Here is a 17,057-nt window from a genome sequence, read left to right as displayed (position 1 = left end):
GGGTCAGCTCTGCCGCTTGCCCTGCTCCAGGGCCTTGCCCGTCATGTCGGTGACCTGCCCGGCCGGGGGCGCGTCCGTCTCCATCTCGGTGCCGAAGTCGGTGAAGTCCATGACCGTGCGCACCGTGACCTTCCCGGGCGCCGACGAGGCATCGGTGGAGGACCGCTGCGTCCCCGCCGGGGACGTGACGGTCATGTCGATCTGCTGGCGGCGCATCCGGCCCTCGTCGTCCAGCCAGACGTCCATCGGCAGGGTCGGGCCGACCTGCTCGCGCAGGGTGTCGCCGTTGGGCAGTTCGGCGACGTCGACGGAGACGCGGTAGTGCGTGGTCCTCACACCGTCGATCGTGGCCGTGCCCTTCTCGGTCACGTCCTTGTCGGTGATCGCCTTGGCATACGCGGCGGACTGCGCCGGGTCACTCATGGACTGGCCGCCCGCGCCCTGCTGTGCGGCGACCTTCCCGAGGTCGATCTTGATCCAGGGCTTGTCGCCGGGTGCCTGCCCCTTGGGCATCTTCTGGTAGAGGACCTGGTCGATCACCCGTTGCTCGATCTGCTGCCCCCGCACCGTGAGCGTCATGACGCTGTCGCCGTCGTCCAGGTCCACCACGCCCTGCCCCCTCGCGGTGTGCGAGGTGCCCTGGGCGGAGGTCCGCACCTTCAGCCTCACTTTGGCGGTGTCCTCCTCGGCCGTCCTGTCGTAGGCCGACCGCACCGCCCGCGTGCCCTGCTCCCGGGCGCCGGCGCTGGTCTTCGCCGGCGATCCCTGCGCGTCACCGCCCGAGTCGCCGCCGTCGCCGCAGCCGACCAGCACCGTCCCCGCCAGGACTCCGGCGACGCCTAAGGCGCAGACCCGCGTACCGTTACCCGCCCTGCCCATCGGACCATCCCCTCTCAGGTGTGTGGTGCCACCCAAGTGCCCCCGTCGGACATGAACACACGTGCGTGGTCAAGGAGTTGGATACCGGGAGGAACCGGCGTCCCGGTCAGTGGCGGCGGCCCTTGAGCTTGCCGAGCAGACGCTGGGCCTGGGCCCGCTTGCGGGGGTCGGCCGCCGCCCGCCGGGCCTGCTCCGCGGCCCGCCGTCCCTGCGGGCTCCTGGCGAACTCCTTGATGCGATTCAGCATTCCGGCCATGACGCACCTTCCTTCCTGATCCGGTGTCGGTTGCCTGTAGGTCGTCTACCCCTCGGGTGAGGGGTACAGGCACCCTCCTGCCCGGACGGTCCGCGACCGAACGTGTTTGCCGCCGGAGTCAGAGGCAAGTCGGTGTCCATGACTGAAGAGAACAAGCGCACGAATCAGAAGCCGACCACCGTACGGACCGCCGAGTCCAAGACCCGCCGCACGGCGGACAAGGCCACCGCGCCGGCCTCCCAGGCGGCGAAGGGCGCGGCGGACAAGGCCGGTGAGGCGGCGTCAGCGGCCAAGTCCGGCGCGGAGCGCTCCGCCGAGACGGCGAAGTCGGCCGCGCAGACCGCGGCCAAGGGCGTCGAGGCGGGTCGCCAGGCGGTCGTCACGGCCTCGGGCCACGTCGCCACCACGGCGAAGACGGCCTGGACGGTCATCGCCCACCGCAAGCTCGTGGCCGCGGGCGTCGGAGCGGGGCTGACCGCTCTGAGCGCCGCGTCCTACGCCGTCGGACGCCGCGCGGAACGCGGCGCGCACGGCCCCCTCACCCGGCTCACCGGCGGACGCATCTGAGGACGGCCGGCGCGATGGACGTGCCGGCCCGAGGGAAGCAGGCGGCGCGACGCACCACCCGGTCTCCTGGTGGTCCGTGGCGCCGCCTCCTCGTGCGCCGTGCCGTCTTCCGCGTGGTGTGGCGCACATCCGGCCCCCACCGGGGTGCCCCCCTCGCGCGGCGCCGCTGTGACGAGGAAGGATGAGAGCGCAAGCGAAGGATCAACCCATGCGGAGGAGCGGGCCCATGCAGCACGAGCGAGCGGGAAGTCCGGCCGGACCCGAAGATCTCGTCGATGTCGCTCGGCTGGTCACCGCGTACTACGCGCTCCGCCCCGACCTGGACGACCCGGGGCAGCGCGTCACGTTCGGGACCTCCGGACACCGCGGATCGTCACTGGCGAGCGCGTTCAACGACGACCACATCGCGGCGACCAGCCAGGCCATCTGCGAGTACCGCGCCGGCCAGGGCACCGACGGCCCCCTTTTCCTGGGCGCCGACACCCACGCCCTGTCGGAGCCCGCGCGCGTGACCGCCCTGGAGGTCTTCGCCGCCAACGAGGTGACCGTGCTGATCGACGAGGCGGACGGCTACACGCCGACCCCCGCGGTCTCGCACGCCATCCTCACCCACAACCGGGGCCGCACCACCGGCCTCGCGGACGGCGTCGTCGTCACGCCCTCCCACAACCCGCCCGCCGACGGCGGGTTCAAGTACAACCCGCCCAGCGGGGGCCCCGCCGCCTCCGACGCGACCTCCTGGATCCAGGACCGGGCCAACGAGATCATCCGGAGCGGCCTGAAGGACGTACGGCGCGTCTCCTACCCCCGCGCCCTCGCCGCCCCCACCACCGGCCGGTACGACTTCCTGGGCACCTACGTCGCCGACCTGCCCGGCGTGCTCGACCTGGAGGCGATCCGCTCGGCCGGCGTCCGCATCGGAGCCGACCCGCTCGGCGGGGCGTCGGTCGCCTACTGGGGCCGCATCGCCGAACAGCACGGTCTGGACCTGACCGTCGTCAACCCGCACACCGACCCCACCTGGCGGTTCATGACGCTGGACTGGGACGGCAAGATCCGCATGGACTGCTCGTCGCCGTACGCGATGGCCTCGCTCATCGAGCAGCGCGACCGTTTCCAGATCTCCACCGGCAACGACGCCGACGCCGACCGGCACGGCATCGTCACCCCGGACGCGGGCCTGATGAACCCCAATCACTACCTGGCCGTCGCCATCTCCTACCTCTACGCCCACCGCGAGCGCTGGCCGGCCACCACCGGCATCGGCAAGACCCTGGTCTCCTCCGCCATGATCGACCGGGTCGCCGCCGACCTGAGCCGCGAGCTGGTCGAGGTGCCCGTCGGCTTCAAGTGGTTCGTGGACGGACTGGCGGGCGGCACCATCGGATTCGGCGGGGAGGAGTCCGCCGGTGCGTCCTTCCTGCGCCGGGACGGCTCCGTGTGGACCACCGACAAGGACGGCATCCTCCTCGCGCTGCTCGCCTCCGAGATCACGGCGGTCACCGGCAAGACCCCCTCCGAGCACTACGCGGCGCTGACCGCCCGCTTCGGTGAACCGGCCTACGCGCGCATCGACGCTCCCGCGACCCGCGAGGAGAAGGCCCTGCTCGCCAAGCTCTCTCCGGCCCAGGTCAGCGCGGACACGCTGGCCGGGGACGCGGTCACCGCGGTGCTCACCGAGGCCCCCGGGAACGGAGCTGCCATCGGCGGCATCAAGGTGACCACGGACAACGCCTGGTTCGCGGCCCGCCCCTCGGGCACCGAGGACGTCTACAAGATCTACGCCGAGTCGTTCCTCGGACCCGACCACCTCGGCCGGGTCCAGGAGGAGGCCAAGTCCGTGGTGCTCTCGGCCCTGTCCGCCTGACACGAGCACGGCCCGGCCCTGTCCGCCTGACACGAGCACGGCCCGGCCCGGGCCACCGCACGTGGCCCGGGCCGTGCCGCCGGTCAGCCGCGCAGGCTGCGCGCGGGCAGGACGACATGCGCCGCCGAAGCCATCGCGTCCTCGTCGGAGGTGAAGGCGGCGAGCGTCTCGACGTCACCGGGCTCGGCGCCCTGCGGCCACGGCCGGGTGGTGAAGATGAGGTAGGCGAAGCCGAGTTCGCCCACCGCCTCCAGCCAGGTCTCCGGCGGGACGAACTGGGACTTGAGGTGCTGCACGGTGAGAACGGCCGACCCGGGTACGACGAGCAGGCTCACCGGCAGACTGGGCCGCTGGACCGCGTGGACGAGTCCCTCGCCCAGGGGGAGCCCGGCGCTCAGCAGCAGCTGCTCGATGGCCTTCGAGGTGCCCTCCGGACCTTCGGACCGTCTCCGAGGGAACAGGCCAGGAGGTAGGGGACGTTCCCGTCAGGGTTGTGCCCCGCCAGGACTGGACAACGAGAGAACCCAGGTCGTCGGCGGGCACGGATTGCGTTTCGGGTGAGATCGTGGTCGCCGCGGAACCGTATCGGCGCCCCGGGAGGCACCCGGCCCGCCGTCACCCGAGTGGACCAGCCCCCGCCGGGCTCTCCACACGAACGAGGGGCTCACGCCCCCGGCATGCCCGCGATACAGGACACTGGGTGGAGATCCGACCCGGGAAGGACCGACACGTGATCATCTTCGGCACCAAGGGATACCTGTACCAGTTGGCGATACTGACGCTGGTGTGCGGCCAGTGCGGAAATCCCGCCGCCCACACCCTTCGCAAGCGCGTCACCAAGTTCAGCCTGTTCTTCGTCCCGCTGTTCCCGATCTCCACGAAGTACCTGACGCAGTGCACCTTCTGCGGCGCGGAACAGAAGGTGACCAAGGAACAGGCGGAGCAGTTGCAGATCCAGGGCGCGGACGGCCCGAGCGGTCAGGCGCACGGGCAGCCGCAGCAGCACGACCGGTTCTGATCCGGGGCCGGACCGCTGCGGTGCGCGCCCGCGGACCGGTCTCCGGCCCCTCCTCACCGGCCGGTACTTCGACGGGGCAGGGAAGTGTTCCGACCCGCCCCGGCCGCTGCCGCCGCCCTGGTCCGCGCCTGAACCCCGAGCCCGGCCACGGCTTGTGCTCTCAGACACCGAGGACCACCGCCCCCGCGACCTGATCCGCTGATCGCATCCGATGTGGCAACCGAGGCATCCCGGGTACTCGGCCTCCGCGGGCCCGGACCTGAGTGGGCCGATGGGCCTCCTGCAATCGATCAGTGAATACGGAGGCATACAGATGAGCACCGTCAAGGAAACCGTCGAGGTCGACGTCCCCGTCCATACCGCCTACAACCAGTGGACGCAGTTCGAGGAGTTCCCGAACTTCATGGAGGGCGTCGAAGAGGTCAGGCAACTGGACGACCGCCACAACCACTGGACCACCAAGATCGGCGGGGTACGGCGCGAGTTCGACACCGAGATCGTCGACCAGCTGGTCGACGAGCGGGTCACGTGGCGCACGACCAGCGGAGACACGCACCAGAGGGGCTCGGTCCGCTTCGAGCGTCTCGACGACAACCACACCAAGGTGGAGCTCGTGATGGATGTCGAGCCCAGCGGAGCCGTGGAGAAGGCCGCGGACGTGATGGGCACGATCGACCGCCGGGTCAAGGGCGACATGAAGCGCTTCAAGCAGTACATCGAGGAGCGCGGAGTCGAATCCGGCGCCTGGCGCGGCCGCGTCGAGCCGGGCGGCCCCAGCGGCTCCGGCCCCGTCCTCTGACACCAGCCGCGCACTCCTCGAACCCGGCCTCCACGCGAGGCCGGGCTTTTTTCTGTGCCCGCATGTCCCGTCCGTGCGGGGAGAGCGTGGAGTTTTGGCCATCGTCATGTCATGCACCTGTCCATCTCGGTCTCCGGGTGGCACGCTGCCTCCTGACTGTCCGCAGTGACACCCCTGCCTGACCGGGTGACGGGCTCCCCGTCGCCCGGCCCCCACAGCAGAAGGAGACCGCGTGATGGGCGAACCCCGCAGACTTCCCTCCACCGGCGGCACCACCCGCGTCCGCCGCTCCGTCCTCGGCGCGCTCGCCGGCGTCGCCGCGCTCCTCGCCACCGGCGTCACCGCCGCACCGGCGAGCGCCGCACCCGACCCCGGCGTGATGACCCCCTCGGCGCAGGAACGCGCCCTGGCCTTCTGGACCCCGCAGCGGATGCGCGAGGCCACCCCGCTCGACGTCCTGACCGTCGACCGCTCCGACGTGCGGTCACCGGCACTCCGCAAGGGCAAGACCACCATCGTGGCCCCCAGTGCTCCCGCCTCCGCCGCGGGCCCGCTGGCCTTCCCGCACCGGGGCGGACCCTGGTCCGGCGGGGGAGCGGTGACCAAAACCGCCGGGCGGGTGTTCTTCACCTACCAGGGACGCACCGCGTCCTGCTCCGGCAACGCGGTCACCAGCGCCAACAAGAGCACCGTGATGACCGCGGGCCACTGCGTGAAGATGGAGGGAGCCTGGCACACCAACTGGGTGTTCGTTCCCGGCTACCACGACGGGCAGCGCCCGTACGGTACCTGGACCGCGTCCAAGACCCTGTCCACCCCGCAGTGGACGGCAAGCGAGGACATCAACTACGACGTCGGCGCGGCCGTGGTCGCCCCGCTGGACGGGAAGAAGCTGACCGATGTCGTCGGAGGTCAGGGCCTGGCCTTCAACACCGGCTACAACAAGGCCATGTACTCCTTCGGCTACCCGGCCGCCGCGCCGTACGACGGCGAGAAGTTCATCTACTGCAGCGGCACCACCACCCGGGACTTCCTGCTGTCCGACGACCACGGCCTGACCTGCAACATGACCGGCGGCTCCAGCGGTGGACCGTGGTTCACCCAGTTCGACGAGGCCACCGGAACCGGCCTGCAGTCCTCGGTGAACAGCTTCAAGTACAACTTCTTCCCGAACTCCATGTACGGCCCGTACTTCGGCGCGGACGCCCAGAACCTCTACCAGAGCGCCCAGTCGTCCTGATCCGATCCCCCATCGGGAGCCGGGTCCTCCGCCGCACCAGGGCGAAGGACCCGGCTCCCGGTCTCGGTGCGACCACGTTCCCGGCCCCTCGGCGGCAGGCCCGCGCCGGTCGGGTGTGACACAGAGAGCACGGACGGCCGGAATCGCGCGGGGATGCGTTGGGCATGCATCGATCGTTTGTCGACGCCCCCGCAAGGAGTGAAACCGGCCATGAACGCTCCCACGACGTCGCCCACCCCGACCGCCCCCGGCGGGCTCCCCCTGATCGGCCACGGCCTCCGGCTCGCCCGCGATCCCCTGCCCTTCATCACCTCCCTGCGCGACCACGGCCCGGTCGTCCGCATACGCATCGGCCCCACGCCCGCCTACGTCGTCACCGACCCCGCACTGACCCGCAAGGTCCTCGTGACCGATGCCGCGCACTACGCCAAGGGCGGCAGGATCATCGACGCCCTGCGCGTGTTCTTCGGAGACGGCCTCGCCACCATCGCCGACGGCGACGCCCACCTGCGCAACCGCCGCCTGATGCAGCCCATGTTCAACAAGGCGCACATCGCCGACCGTGGTGACGCCATGATCGAACAGGTCACCGCGACGGTCGGCGCGTGGCCCGAGGCACAGCCGCGCGCGGTGTACGAGGACATGAACGAGGTCACGCTCGCGGCCTTCCTCGTGGCCCTGTTCGGCGCGGACCTGCCCGGGCATCTGGCGGGCGAATTCACCGCGTTGATGCCGGAGATCATGAAAGGAACGATTCGGCAGACGATTCTCCCGCCCTGGGCGACCCGGCTGCCGCTCCCCGCCAACCGGGCGCACGCGCGGCGCGTCGCCCGCCTGCGTGCCCTGATCGACCAGGCCGTCGACCACCGCGCGAGCCGGCCGGCCGGACCTCCCGCCGAGGCCGGGGCCGCGGCGGCCGAAGCGGGATGCCCGCACGCGGCGGCCGCCCGGGAGCAGCGGACCGGCCTCTTCGACACACTGCTGACCGCCGAGGAGCCGCTGTCCCGCCAGCAGCTCCAGGACGAGGCCATCACCCTGCTGACCGGCGCCATCGAGACCACCGGCACCACCCTGGCCTGGACCCTCTACGAGATCACCCGACACCCGAAGGTCGAGCGGCGGCTGCGCGAGGAACTCGCCACGGTCTGCGCGGACCGCCCCTTGACCTACGACGACCTCGATCATCTGCCGTACACACGCCGGGTGTTGCAGGAGGCCATCCGCAAGTACGGCCCGGCCTGGCTGGTGACCCGGACCGCCACCCGCGACCTCGACCTCGGCGGGCATCTCGTCCCCGAGGGGGCCGACGTGGTGTGGAGCCCCTACCTGCACCAGCACGACCCCGATGTGTTCGCCGACCCCGACACCTTCGACCCGGACCGCTGGACACCCGAGAACGTGTCGGCCACCCGCGGTTCGTTCCTCGCCTTCGGCGACGGCCGCCGCAAGTGCATCGGCGAGAACTTCGCCTGGGCCGAACTCCAGATCATCCTGGCGACCATCCTGCGAACCTGGCCGGCCTTCCGGCTCACGTCCCGGGCGCCACGGCCGCAGGCCGTGGTCACGGTCAAGCCGGACCGCATGACCATGGAATTCCACCGGCAGGCGTCCCCGGCCCGGCATGCGAGTGACGCCCCGGCCCGCACCGCGACGGCCCGTGATCCCGGCACGAGGCCCTCGCCGTCCGCCGGTTGATCCCCCAGCCGGTCGGGGCGGCCCCGCGGGCAACCTTCGCGTCCCCCGACGGTCTGTCTCTTCGGGGGGTGGCCATGGAGGCGGACCATCAGATCGCTCTCTTCCTGCGGGAGTCGGCGCGGCCGGAGCCGGAGCGGCGGGCTGCGGCGCTGAAGGGGCTGGGAAGGATCGGCCGGGCCGAGCACGTTCGCGTGCTCACCGGCGCGGCCGACGATCCCGCCCCCTGCGTGCGCGCGGCCGCCGCCCTGGCGCTGGGCCGGCTCGGCGTCCCGGAGGCCGGCCGAGAGATGCTGCCCGCGCTGATGGGGGACACGGATCCACAGGTGCGGCGCAGGGCTTCGGCCGCCGCCGTCCGACTGCGGCTCGACACACCCAAGCTCACCCGGGCCTTCGCCCGGCTGCTGTCCGACCCGGACCACCACGTGCGGATCAACGCCCTGGACGGACTGACCGCCCTGGGCGTGCCCGGTGACGTCACGGCCCTGGCCGCCCTGCTCGGTGACCCCCACTACGCCGTGTGGGGGCGGGCCTGGACGCTGCTGTCCACGTGCGGGCAGGACCCGGCCGTGCGGGCGGAGTTGATCCGTACCGCTCGGGAGGGCACGGGCGCCGCCCGTGCGCGGGCCCTGGAATGGCTGCCGGCGCGCTGCACCGAGCAACTCCTCGACTCACTGCTCTCCGGCCTGCGCGATCCGTCCCCCGCCGTACGGATCGAGGCTGCCCGCCGCCTGTTCCCCGTGGAACAACGGCAGGTACAGGACACCTTGACCGCGGCGTTGCACACCGAGGAGCACCCCGAGGTCGCCGCGAGGCTGCTGAGCGGTCTTGCCGGACCGGGCGAGGACCGGGTGAGCGGACCGGCCGTGCGGTGGCTGCGCGATCCCGTCGCCGGCCCCTCGGCCGCACGTGCCCTGGGCACCGCCGACCCGGGCACGGCCGCCCCGCACCTCCGCACGGCCCTGACCGACGCGACGCTGCCCGCCCGTATCCGGGCCGCCGTCGCGGCGGCCATCGGGACAGCGGGACGCTGGGACGCGGTGTGGCTGCTGCTGCCCCTCCTGGACGACCCGGACGACGACCTGCGCGCGGGCGCGCTCGACGGCCTGGAGACTCTCGTCGAGAACGGCCTCCGCCCCTGGGAACGCCACCCCGTCGCCTGGGCCCTGGCCGCCCACCTGGCCACCGACGAAAGGCACGTCTGGCGCACACGCAACGCCCTCGACGGCCTCGCGCAGGCACTGCCCGACGTCCGGCGTCTCGCGGACAACGCCCCGTCCGGTGAGGTCCTGGCCGCCGCCCTGTCCCTCCTCGACGGCGACGACCCGGCCGACGAGCAGACCCACCACGACGTACGGCGCTTCCTGCGCGGCCTCGACGACTCCCACGAACCGGTCCGCTACGAAGCCGTCCTGGGGCTCGAACGCTGGGCGGGCGCCACCGGTTCGCTCCCGCCGGACAGCGACAAGGCCCACGGCCGGCTGACCGCGCTCACCGAGGACGAGTCCCCGCGACTGCGTCAGGCCGCCACCCGCCTCCTCGACACACTCGACAGCGGCCCGCCGTAAGCGGACTCGGCTGAACTGACAGCCGCACCGGCGATTTTCGTCCACGTGCGGCCATGCACCGCGTGTCGCCCGCGGGGCCGGTCCACACTGGGACCCATGCGCGTGGTGATCATGACTGCGGGATCGCGTGGCGACGTCGCGCCGTACACCGGGCTGGGCGCGGGACTGGCACGGAGCGGGCACGAGGTCACGCTCGCCACCCACGCCCTGTTCGAGCCCCTGACCGCCGGCTCGGGGGTGCGCTTCCACCCGACGCCGGTCGACCCGCACGCCGTGTCCCACTCCGACCGGGGCCGCGACCTGCACGCCAGCACCACAGGCGTCGGCAAACTGCTCCGCGCGGCGTCGATGGCCCGGTCCGCGGCCGAGGAGATGACCGACGCCCTGGTCCAGGCGGCCCGCGGCGCCGACATCGTCCTGGCCGCCGGAGCCGTGGCACCACTGGGCCGTGCCATCGCCGAAGGGCTGAAACTGCCCAGCCTGGGCCTGTTCCTCCAACCCCAGCATCCGACCCGCGAGTTCGGCGCACCCATGCTCGGTGGCCGCTCCCTCGGCACGGTGGGCAACCGTCTGGGCGGACGGGCCGTCCTCTGCGCGGTCGACGGGGTCTTCACCCGCGCCATGCACCGGCTGCGCACCCGGCACGGCATGCCCCTGCGCGGCGCCTCCGCGAGCCGCCGGGCCCACGAGCGGGCCCACTGGCCCGTCCTGCACGGCTTCAGCGAACGGGTCGTGCCCCGCCCCGAGGACTGGCGCCCGGGGCTGGAGATCGCCGGGTACTGGTGGCCGGACGACCCTCGCGCACTGCCCGCCGAAGTGGAGGAGTTCCTGGCCGCCGGGCCCCCGCCGGTGTTCGTCGGGCTGGGCAGCGCGACGGTGCCGGACCCCGGCCACCTCAGCGGTGAGATCGTGCGGGCGCTGCGTTCGGCGGGGCTGCGCGGCATCATCCAGCAGGGCTGGGCGGGCCTCGCCGCCTCCACCGGCGACGACATGATCACCGTGGGAGACGTGCCGCACACCCAACTGTTCCCCCGTACCGCCGCCGTGGTCCACCACGCCGGAGCCGGTACCACCGCCGCCGTCCTGCGGGCGGGTGTCCCCACGATCGGGGTGCCGGTGCAGTTCGACGGCTTCTTCTGGGCGGCGCGCCTGGTCGCCCTGGGGACGGCCCCGGACACCGTCCCTCTGCGACGCCTCACCGCCCACACCCTCGCCCCCGCCCTGCGCCGCGTCACGGACGACCCTCACCATCGAGATCGCGCCCGGGAGTTGGCCCGGTGCCTCGCGGAGGAGGACGGCGTGGCACCGGTCCTGGCGGCGCTGCACCGGCTCTCGTCCTGACCGGTCCGGCGCGGCCAGGTCCGGGCGGCCGTCGCCGACCGCGTCAGCGGGGGCCTGCCCGCGGGAACCGGTGGCGCAACCGGATCGCGACGGGGGCGGCGGTGAACACCGAGGAACGGGTCCCGACGGCGAGGCGGATGACCACCGCGTCATCCAGCACCACCACCTCGCGGCAGGGGAGACCGCCCGGGCCCGGACAGCCCCTGGCCGGACGACATCCCCTCAGGCGGCGTGCCTGATCATCGGTGTGGGGGAAGTCTCGTCCGTCCGGAGATCTCCAGGTCAGGATCGGTGGTGCGGGGCCCGCCCCACCTCCGGACGGCCGATCCGGGTGGCGTGGCGAAGCGCCCAAACCTAGCGTCGTACTAAGATTTCCGGCTTGTTACCGAGCTGGAGCCGGACAACCCCAGGCACACCTGCGGGCCCGCCAGCGCCCCGGAGGCATCCGGGCTCTCAACGCGAGGACCGGATGGCAGCCATACAGGAGAGCGACGCTCTCGGCCTGCTCGGCGAAGCGCTCGACGCGGAGCTCCAGCAGGAGTTCGGGAACGCGGCCCGCTTCCCGGGGCGCTCGGCCCCCTCACCGCGCACGCTCGTCGACGTCTTCGACGCGACCGTACGGTCGTATCCGGACGAGCCCGCCCTGGACGACGGCACGCGCAGCCTCACCTACCGCGCGCTGGCCGCGGAGGTGGAGCGCCTGCGGTGTCGGCTCGGCTCCGCCGGGGTGGGGCTCGGGGACCGGGTGGGTGTCCGGGTTCCGTCCGGCACCAACGAGCTGTACATCGCGATCCTCGCCGTGCTCGCGGCCGGTGCCGCGTACGTCCCCGTCGACGCCGAGGACCCGGACGAGCGGGCCGGGCTGGTGTTCGGGGAGGCGGACGTCCGGGCCGTCATCGGGGCCGGGCACGAGATCACCGTGCACGGTGCCGGAACGGCTCCCGCGGCGCGCCCCGGCATCGCGCACGACGCGTGGATCATCTTCACCTCCGGCTCCACCGGGAAGCCCAAGGGTGTCGCCGTCTCGCACCGCAGCGCCGCCGCCTTCGTGGACGCCGAGGCCGCACTGTTCCTCACCGACGAGCCGATCGGCCCCGGCGACCGGGTCATGGCGGGGCTGTCCGTGGCGTTCGACGCCTCCTGCGAGGAGATGTGGCTGGCGTGGCGGTACGGCGCCTGTCTGGTGCCGGTGCCGCGCTCGCAGGTCAGAAGCGGTGCCGATCTCGGGCCCTGGCTGGTCGAGCAGGAGATCACCGTCGTGTCGACGGTGCCCACACTCGCCGCGCTATGGGAGCCGGAGACCCTCAGCGACGTACGGCTGCTGATCTTCGGCGGTGAGGCCTGCCCTCCCGAACTGGCTCAACGGCTGGTGACCGAGGGACGCGAAGTCTGGAACACCTACGGGCCCACCGAGGCGACCGTGGTGGCCTGCGCCTCGCTGATGAGCGGTCAGGAGCCGATCCGGATCGGGCTGCCGCTGGACGGCTGGGAACTGGCCGTCGTCGACGAGGCCGGCGAGCCCGTGCCGATGGGCGGCAGCGGGCAACTGGTGATCGGCGGCGTCGGACTGGCCCGGTATCTCGACACCGAGAAGGACGCGGAGAAGTACGCGCCCCTGGAGTCCCTGGGATGGGAGCGGGCGTACCGCAGTGGCGATCTCGTCAGGGCGGACCCCGAGGGGCTGGTCTTCCTCGGGCGCGCGGACGAGCAGATCAAGCTCGGCGGACGGCGCGTCGAGCTCGGTGAGGTCGACGCCGCGCTGCAGGGCCTGCCCGGGGTCGCCGGCGCGGCGGCCGCCGTACGGACTGCCCGCGGCGGCAATCAGCTCCTCGTCGGATACGTCGTCACCCAGGACGGGTGGGACCACACCGTCGCCGTCGAAAGGCTCCGCGCCGAACTGCCCGCCGCGCTCGTGCCGTTGCTCGCGCCGGTCGGGGAGCTGCCGACGCGCACGTCGGGCAAGGTGGACCGCGACGCGCTGCCCTGGCCGCTGGAGGAGCTGGAGACGCGCGGCCCGGCGGAGCAGCTCTACGGCACCGAGGCCTGGCTCGCCGAACAGTGGACCGAGGTGCTCGGCATCCCGGTCACCAGTGCCTTCGACGACTTCTTCGCGATCGGCGGCGGCAGCCTGTCCGCGGCCCGGCTGACCACCCGGCTGCGCGTCCGCTACCCGCGCGCCGCCGTCCTGGACATCTACCAGCAGCCGGTGCTGCGCAAGCTGGCCCGGCGGCTGGAGAAGTCGGTGCGGGACGACGAGGCCCGGCGCACGATCGCCCCGGTGCCCAGGCGCGCCCAGGCCGTCCAGCTGCTGCTCCTGGGCCCGTTGTTCACCCTGCGCGGTCTGCGCTGGGTGGTGGCACTGGCCGCGCTCGGCAATCTGCTGCCCGCCCGCACCTGGCTTCCGACGGCCCCTTGGTGGCTCCTCGCCGTCGGGGCCGCCGTCCTGTTCAGCCCGCCGGGGCGACTCGCCCTGGCCGCCGGTGGCGCGCGGTTGCTGCTGCGCGGGGTGCAGCCCGGCAGGTACGCGCGGGGAGGCGGCGTCCATCTGCGGCTGTGGACCGCCGAGCGGCTGGCCGAGTTCAGCGGCGCGACCTCACTGACCGGGTCCTGGCTGGAGCGGTACGCGCGGGCGCTGGGCGCCAAGGTCGGGCCGGACGTCGATCTGCACTCGCTGCCCCCGGTCACCGGGATGCTCAAGCTGGGGCGGGGCGCGGCCGTGGAGTCCGAGGTGGATCTGTCGGGATACTGGCTGGACGGGGACCGGCTGGAGATCGGCGCGCTGAAGGTGGGCGCGCACGCCGTCGTCGGTACCCGCAGCGTGCTCTTCCCCGGCGCCCGGGTGGGCAAGCGGGCCGAGGTGGCGCCCGGTTCGGCCGTCACCGGTCAGGTTCCCACCGGTCAGCGGTGGGCGGGGGCACCCGCGGTCAAGCTGGGCAAGGCCAAACGCAACTGGCCCGCGGAACGGCCCCCGCGCGGGAGGTACTGGAGCGTGATGTACGGCCTCACCGGCTTCGCGCTGACCGCGCTGCCCGTGCCGGCGGGCGGGGCCGCGTTCTTCGTCGCCCGGGTCTTCTTCACGCCGGACTCGCCCCTGACGGGCGCCGCCCTGGCCCTCGTTCCGGCGACGCTCGCCTTCGGGCTGGCGTACGCCGTGCTGATCCTCATCGCCGTACGACTGCTGAGCATCGGCCTGCGCGAGGGCACGCATCCCACGCACAGCCGGGTCGGGTGGCAGGCGTGGACGGTCACGCAGTTGATGGACCGGTCACGGGAGATGCTGTTCCCGCTGTACGCCGGGCTGGTCACGCCGGTGTGGCTGCGGTTGCTCGGGATGCGGATCGGGCGCGGCGCCGAGGTGTCGACCGTCCTGGCACTGCCCAGTCTGACGACGGTCGGTGAGGGTGCGTTCCTGGCCGACGACACCCTGACCGCGCCCTACGAGCTCGGCGGTGGCTGGATGCGGATCGGGCGGGCTCAGATCGGACGGCGGGCCTTCCTCGGGAACTCGGGGATGACGGCTCCGGGACGCAGCGTGCCGGACGGCGGGCTGGTCGGCGTGCTGTCGGCGACGCCGAAGAAGGCCAAGAAGGGCACCTCCTACCTGGGGCTGCCGCCGGTGAAGCTGCCGCGCGCCGCCGCCGACGGCGACCAGAGCCGCACCTACGAACCGCCGGCCCGGCTGCTGTGGGCACGCGCTCTGGTGGAGCTGTGCCGGATCGTGCCGGTGTTCTGCTCGGCCGGGCTGGCGGTGCTGACGATCGCCGCGTTGTGCGCGCTGGGGGCGTGGGCGCCGCTGCTGTCGGGGCTGGTGCTGCTCGCGGCGGGAGGGGGCGCGGCCCTCGTCTCGATCGTCGCCAAGTGGGCGCTCGTGGGGCGGCATCACAGCGGGGAGCACCCGCTGTGGTCGTCCTTCGTGTGGCGCAACGAGCTCGCGGACACCTTCGTCGAGGTGCTGGCCGTGCCGTGGCTGGCCGGCGCGGTGCCGGGCACGCCGGTGATGACGGCCTGGCTGCGGGGCCTGGGCGCACGGATCGGCCGGGGCGTGTGGGTGGAGAGCTACTGGCTGCCGGAGACCGATCTGGTGACGCTTCAGGACGCGTCCACCGTGAACCGGGGGTGTGTGCTGCAGACGCACCTCTTCCACGACCGGATCTTGCGGACGGATACTGTGGTCCTCCGGGAGGGCGCGACGCTGGGCCCTGGCGGGATCGTCCTGCCCGGCAGCACGATCGGGGCCCGCACCACGCTGGGTCCCGCGTCGCTCGTCATGGCCGCGGAGTCCGTCCCCGACGACACCCGCTGGCTCGGCAACCCGATCGAGGCATGGCGCTCCTGAGCGCGGGCCACCCGGAGCCGGAGGGCGACGGACCGGCAGGCAGTGGCAGCGGCGCAGCGCAGGGAGAACAGACGGCAGTGGCAGTCCAGCAGGCGGCGGGCGCGGACCCGTACTTCCCGGAGCACGGCGACCCCCGCTACCGGGTGCACCGGTACGAGCTGGCGCTGGACTACCGTCCGGGCCCGAACCGGCTGTCCGGGACGGCCCGCGTCAACGCCATAGCGGGGCGGGCGCCGCTCACCGAGTTCGTGCTGAACCTGGCCGACTACAAGATCGGTCGGGTGCGGGTCGACGGACGGCAGCCCCACTACACGCACCGCGGCGGCAGGCTGCGCGTCCGCCCGGCCAAGCCGGTCCGCGCCGGGGCGCCGTTCACGGTCGAGGTGCACTGGTCGGGCAACCCCGAGCCGGTGAGCAGCCCCTGGGGCGGCCTCGGCTGGGAGGAGCTGGAGGACGGGGCGCTGGTGGCCAGCCAGCCGATCGGGGCCCCCTCGTGGTACCCGTGCAACGACCGGCCCGCCGACAAGGCGTCGTACCAGCTCTCGATCACCACGCCGTCGGCGTACGCGGTGGTGGCGGGCGGGCGCCTGCTGACCCGGACGACGAAGGCGAGCACCACCACCTGGGTGTACGAACAGCCGGCGCCGACGTCCAGCTATCTGGTGGGCCTCGCGATCGGCAAGTACCAGACGGTGCTGCTGGGCGACCCCGGGCCGGGCGGAGTCCCGCAGCACGGGCACATCCCCGCGCAGCTGCTGGGTGACTTCTCGCGGGACTTCGCACGTCAGCCGCAGATGATGGAGGTGTTCCAGGAACTGTTCGGGCCGTACCCGTTCGAGGAGTACGCCGTCGTGGTGACCGAGGAGGAGCTGGACGTGCCCGTCGAGGCACAGGGACTGTCCCTGTTCGGCGCCAACCACGTGGACGGGGCGCGTGGTTCGGAGCGACTGGTGGCGCACGAGCTGGCGCACCAGTGGTTCGGCAACAGCGTGTCCATCGCCGACTGGCGGCACATCTGGCTGAACGAGGGGTTCGCGAAGTACGCGGAGTGGCTGTGGTCGGAACGGTCGGGCGGACGTACGGCGGACCAACTGGCGTCGGCGGCGCACCGGTTGCTGTCGTCGCTGCCACAGGACCTGCGGCTGGCGGACCCGGGGCGCAAGTCGATGTTCGACGACCGGCTGTACGAACGCGGAGGGCTCGTGCTGCACGCGGTGCGCTGTGCGCTGGGCGACATCGCCTTCTTCCGCATGCTGCGCGCCTGGGGGCAGTCGCACCGGGGCGGCACGGTCACGACCGCGGCCTTCACCTCACACGTGGCCCGCTTCGCGCCCGAGCCGGTGGACGAACTGCTCCAGGCGTGGGTGCGGGGAACGGCACTGCCACCGCTGCCGGAGGCCGGGAGGCAGGCGGGTCTAGGCCGTTTCTGACGGATCTCCGCGGCGTCGCGACGCCCGGCACGCTCCCCCGTTCTCGGCTTCGCTCGAACGGGAG

At 72.7% G+C, this 17,057-nt stretch carries 13 protein-coding genes; 10 read left to right on the top strand and 3 right to left on the bottom strand.

Annotated elements, in window-relative coordinates; translation table 11 throughout:
- Window positions 1–3 precede the first annotated feature (3 nt).
- Together QNO09_RS32045 and QNO09_RS32040 are read right to left on the bottom strand one after the other, a co-directional pair.
- On the bottom strand, window positions 4–879 hold the full coding sequence (locus QNO09_RS32045; protein ID WP_283973758.1) for an SCO4651 family lipoprotein: 876 nt from the start codon (window positions 877–879) through the stop codon (window positions 4–6).
- A gap of 106 nt (window positions 880–985) precedes the next feature.
- Window positions 986–1,135 carry a hypothetical protein gene (locus QNO09_RS32040; RefSeq protein WP_283973757.1) on the bottom strand — a complete coding sequence of 50 codons (150 nt, stop codon included), beginning with the start codon at window positions 1,133–1,135 and terminating at the stop codon, window positions 986–988.
- Between the two features lie 138 nt (window positions 1,136–1,273).
- On the opposite strand from QNO09_RS32040, the gene QNO09_RS32035 reads away from it, so the two are divergent.
- Both QNO09_RS32035 and pgm read left to right on the top strand, forming a co-directional pair.
- On the top strand, window positions 1,274–1,702 hold the full coding sequence (locus QNO09_RS32035) for a hypothetical protein (RefSeq protein WP_283973756.1): 429 nt from the start codon (window positions 1,274–1,276) through the stop codon (window positions 1,700–1,702).
- 226 nt (window positions 1,703–1,928) lie between these two features.
- Window positions 1,929–3,569 carry a phosphoglucomutase (alpha-D-glucose-1,6-bisphosphate-dependent) gene (gene pgm, locus QNO09_RS32030; RefSeq protein WP_283973755.1) on the top strand — a complete coding sequence of 547 codons (1,641 nt, stop codon included), beginning with the start codon at window positions 1,929–1,931 and terminating at the stop codon, window positions 3,567–3,569.
- Between the two features lie 83 nt (window positions 3,570–3,652).
- Here the strand turns inward: pgm and QNO09_RS39780 are convergent, their stop codons facing one another.
- Entirely contained in the window at window positions 3,653–3,949 is a 297-nt protein-coding gene (locus tag QNO09_RS39780) for a DUF5949 family protein (RefSeq protein WP_349637003.1), read from the bottom strand.
- 350 nt (window positions 3,950–4,299) lie between these two features.
- Here QNO09_RS39780 and QNO09_RS32020 point away from each other — a divergent pair, with 350 nt between their 5' ends.
- From QNO09_RS32020 to QNO09_RS31985, 8 genes are all read left to right on the top strand, one after another.
- Window positions 4,300–4,587 carry a zinc-ribbon domain-containing protein gene (locus tag QNO09_RS32020; RefSeq protein WP_283973754.1) on the top strand — a complete coding sequence of 96 codons (288 nt, stop codon included), beginning with the start codon at window positions 4,300–4,302 and terminating at the stop codon, window positions 4,585–4,587.
- Window positions 4,588–4,900: 313 nt separating this feature from the next.
- Complete coding sequence (locus tag QNO09_RS32015) at window positions 4,901–5,386, top strand: SRPBCC family protein (RefSeq protein ID WP_283973753.1); 486 nt, start codon at window positions 4,901–4,903, stop codon at window positions 5,384–5,386.
- 235 nt (window positions 5,387–5,621) lie between these two features.
- On the top strand, window positions 5,622–6,626 hold the full coding sequence (locus tag QNO09_RS32010) for a trypsin-like serine peptidase (RefSeq protein WP_283973752.1): 1,005 nt from the start codon (window positions 5,622–5,624) through the stop codon (window positions 6,624–6,626).
- Window positions 6,627–6,836: 210 nt separating this feature from the next.
- A complete protein-coding gene (locus QNO09_RS32005) occupies window positions 6,837–8,321 on the top strand; it encodes a cytochrome P450 (protein ID WP_283973751.1) in 1,485 nt (494 codons plus the stop codon).
- 74 nt (window positions 8,322–8,395) lie between these two features.
- Complete coding sequence (locus QNO09_RS32000; protein ID WP_283973750.1) at window positions 8,396–9,886, top strand: HEAT repeat domain-containing protein; 1,491 nt, start codon at window positions 8,396–8,398, stop codon at window positions 9,884–9,886.
- Between the two features lie 96 nt (window positions 9,887–9,982).
- Complete coding sequence (locus QNO09_RS31995) at window positions 9,983–11,227, top strand: glycosyltransferase (protein WP_283973749.1); 1,245 nt, start codon at window positions 9,983–9,985, stop codon at window positions 11,225–11,227.
- Window positions 11,228–11,696: 469 nt separating this feature from the next.
- On the top strand, window positions 11,697–15,563 hold the full coding sequence (locus QNO09_RS31990; RefSeq protein WP_283973748.1) for a Pls/PosA family non-ribosomal peptide synthetase: 3,867 nt from the start codon (window positions 11,697–11,699) through the stop codon (window positions 15,561–15,563).
- 77 nt (window positions 15,564–15,640) lie between these two features.
- Entirely contained in the window at window positions 15,641–16,993 is a 1,353-nt protein-coding gene (locus tag QNO09_RS31985; RefSeq protein WP_283973747.1) for a M1 family metallopeptidase, read from the top strand.
- Window positions 16,994–17,057 lie beyond the last annotated feature (64 nt).

Origin of the sequence: Streptomyces sp. 378, assembly GCF_030124145.1 — a bacterium.
In the GTDB taxonomy this organism is placed as follows: Bacteria; Actinomycetota; Actinomycetes; order Streptomycetales; family Streptomycetaceae; genus Streptomyces.
This window is presented reverse-complemented; position numbering and strand designations above follow the sequence as displayed.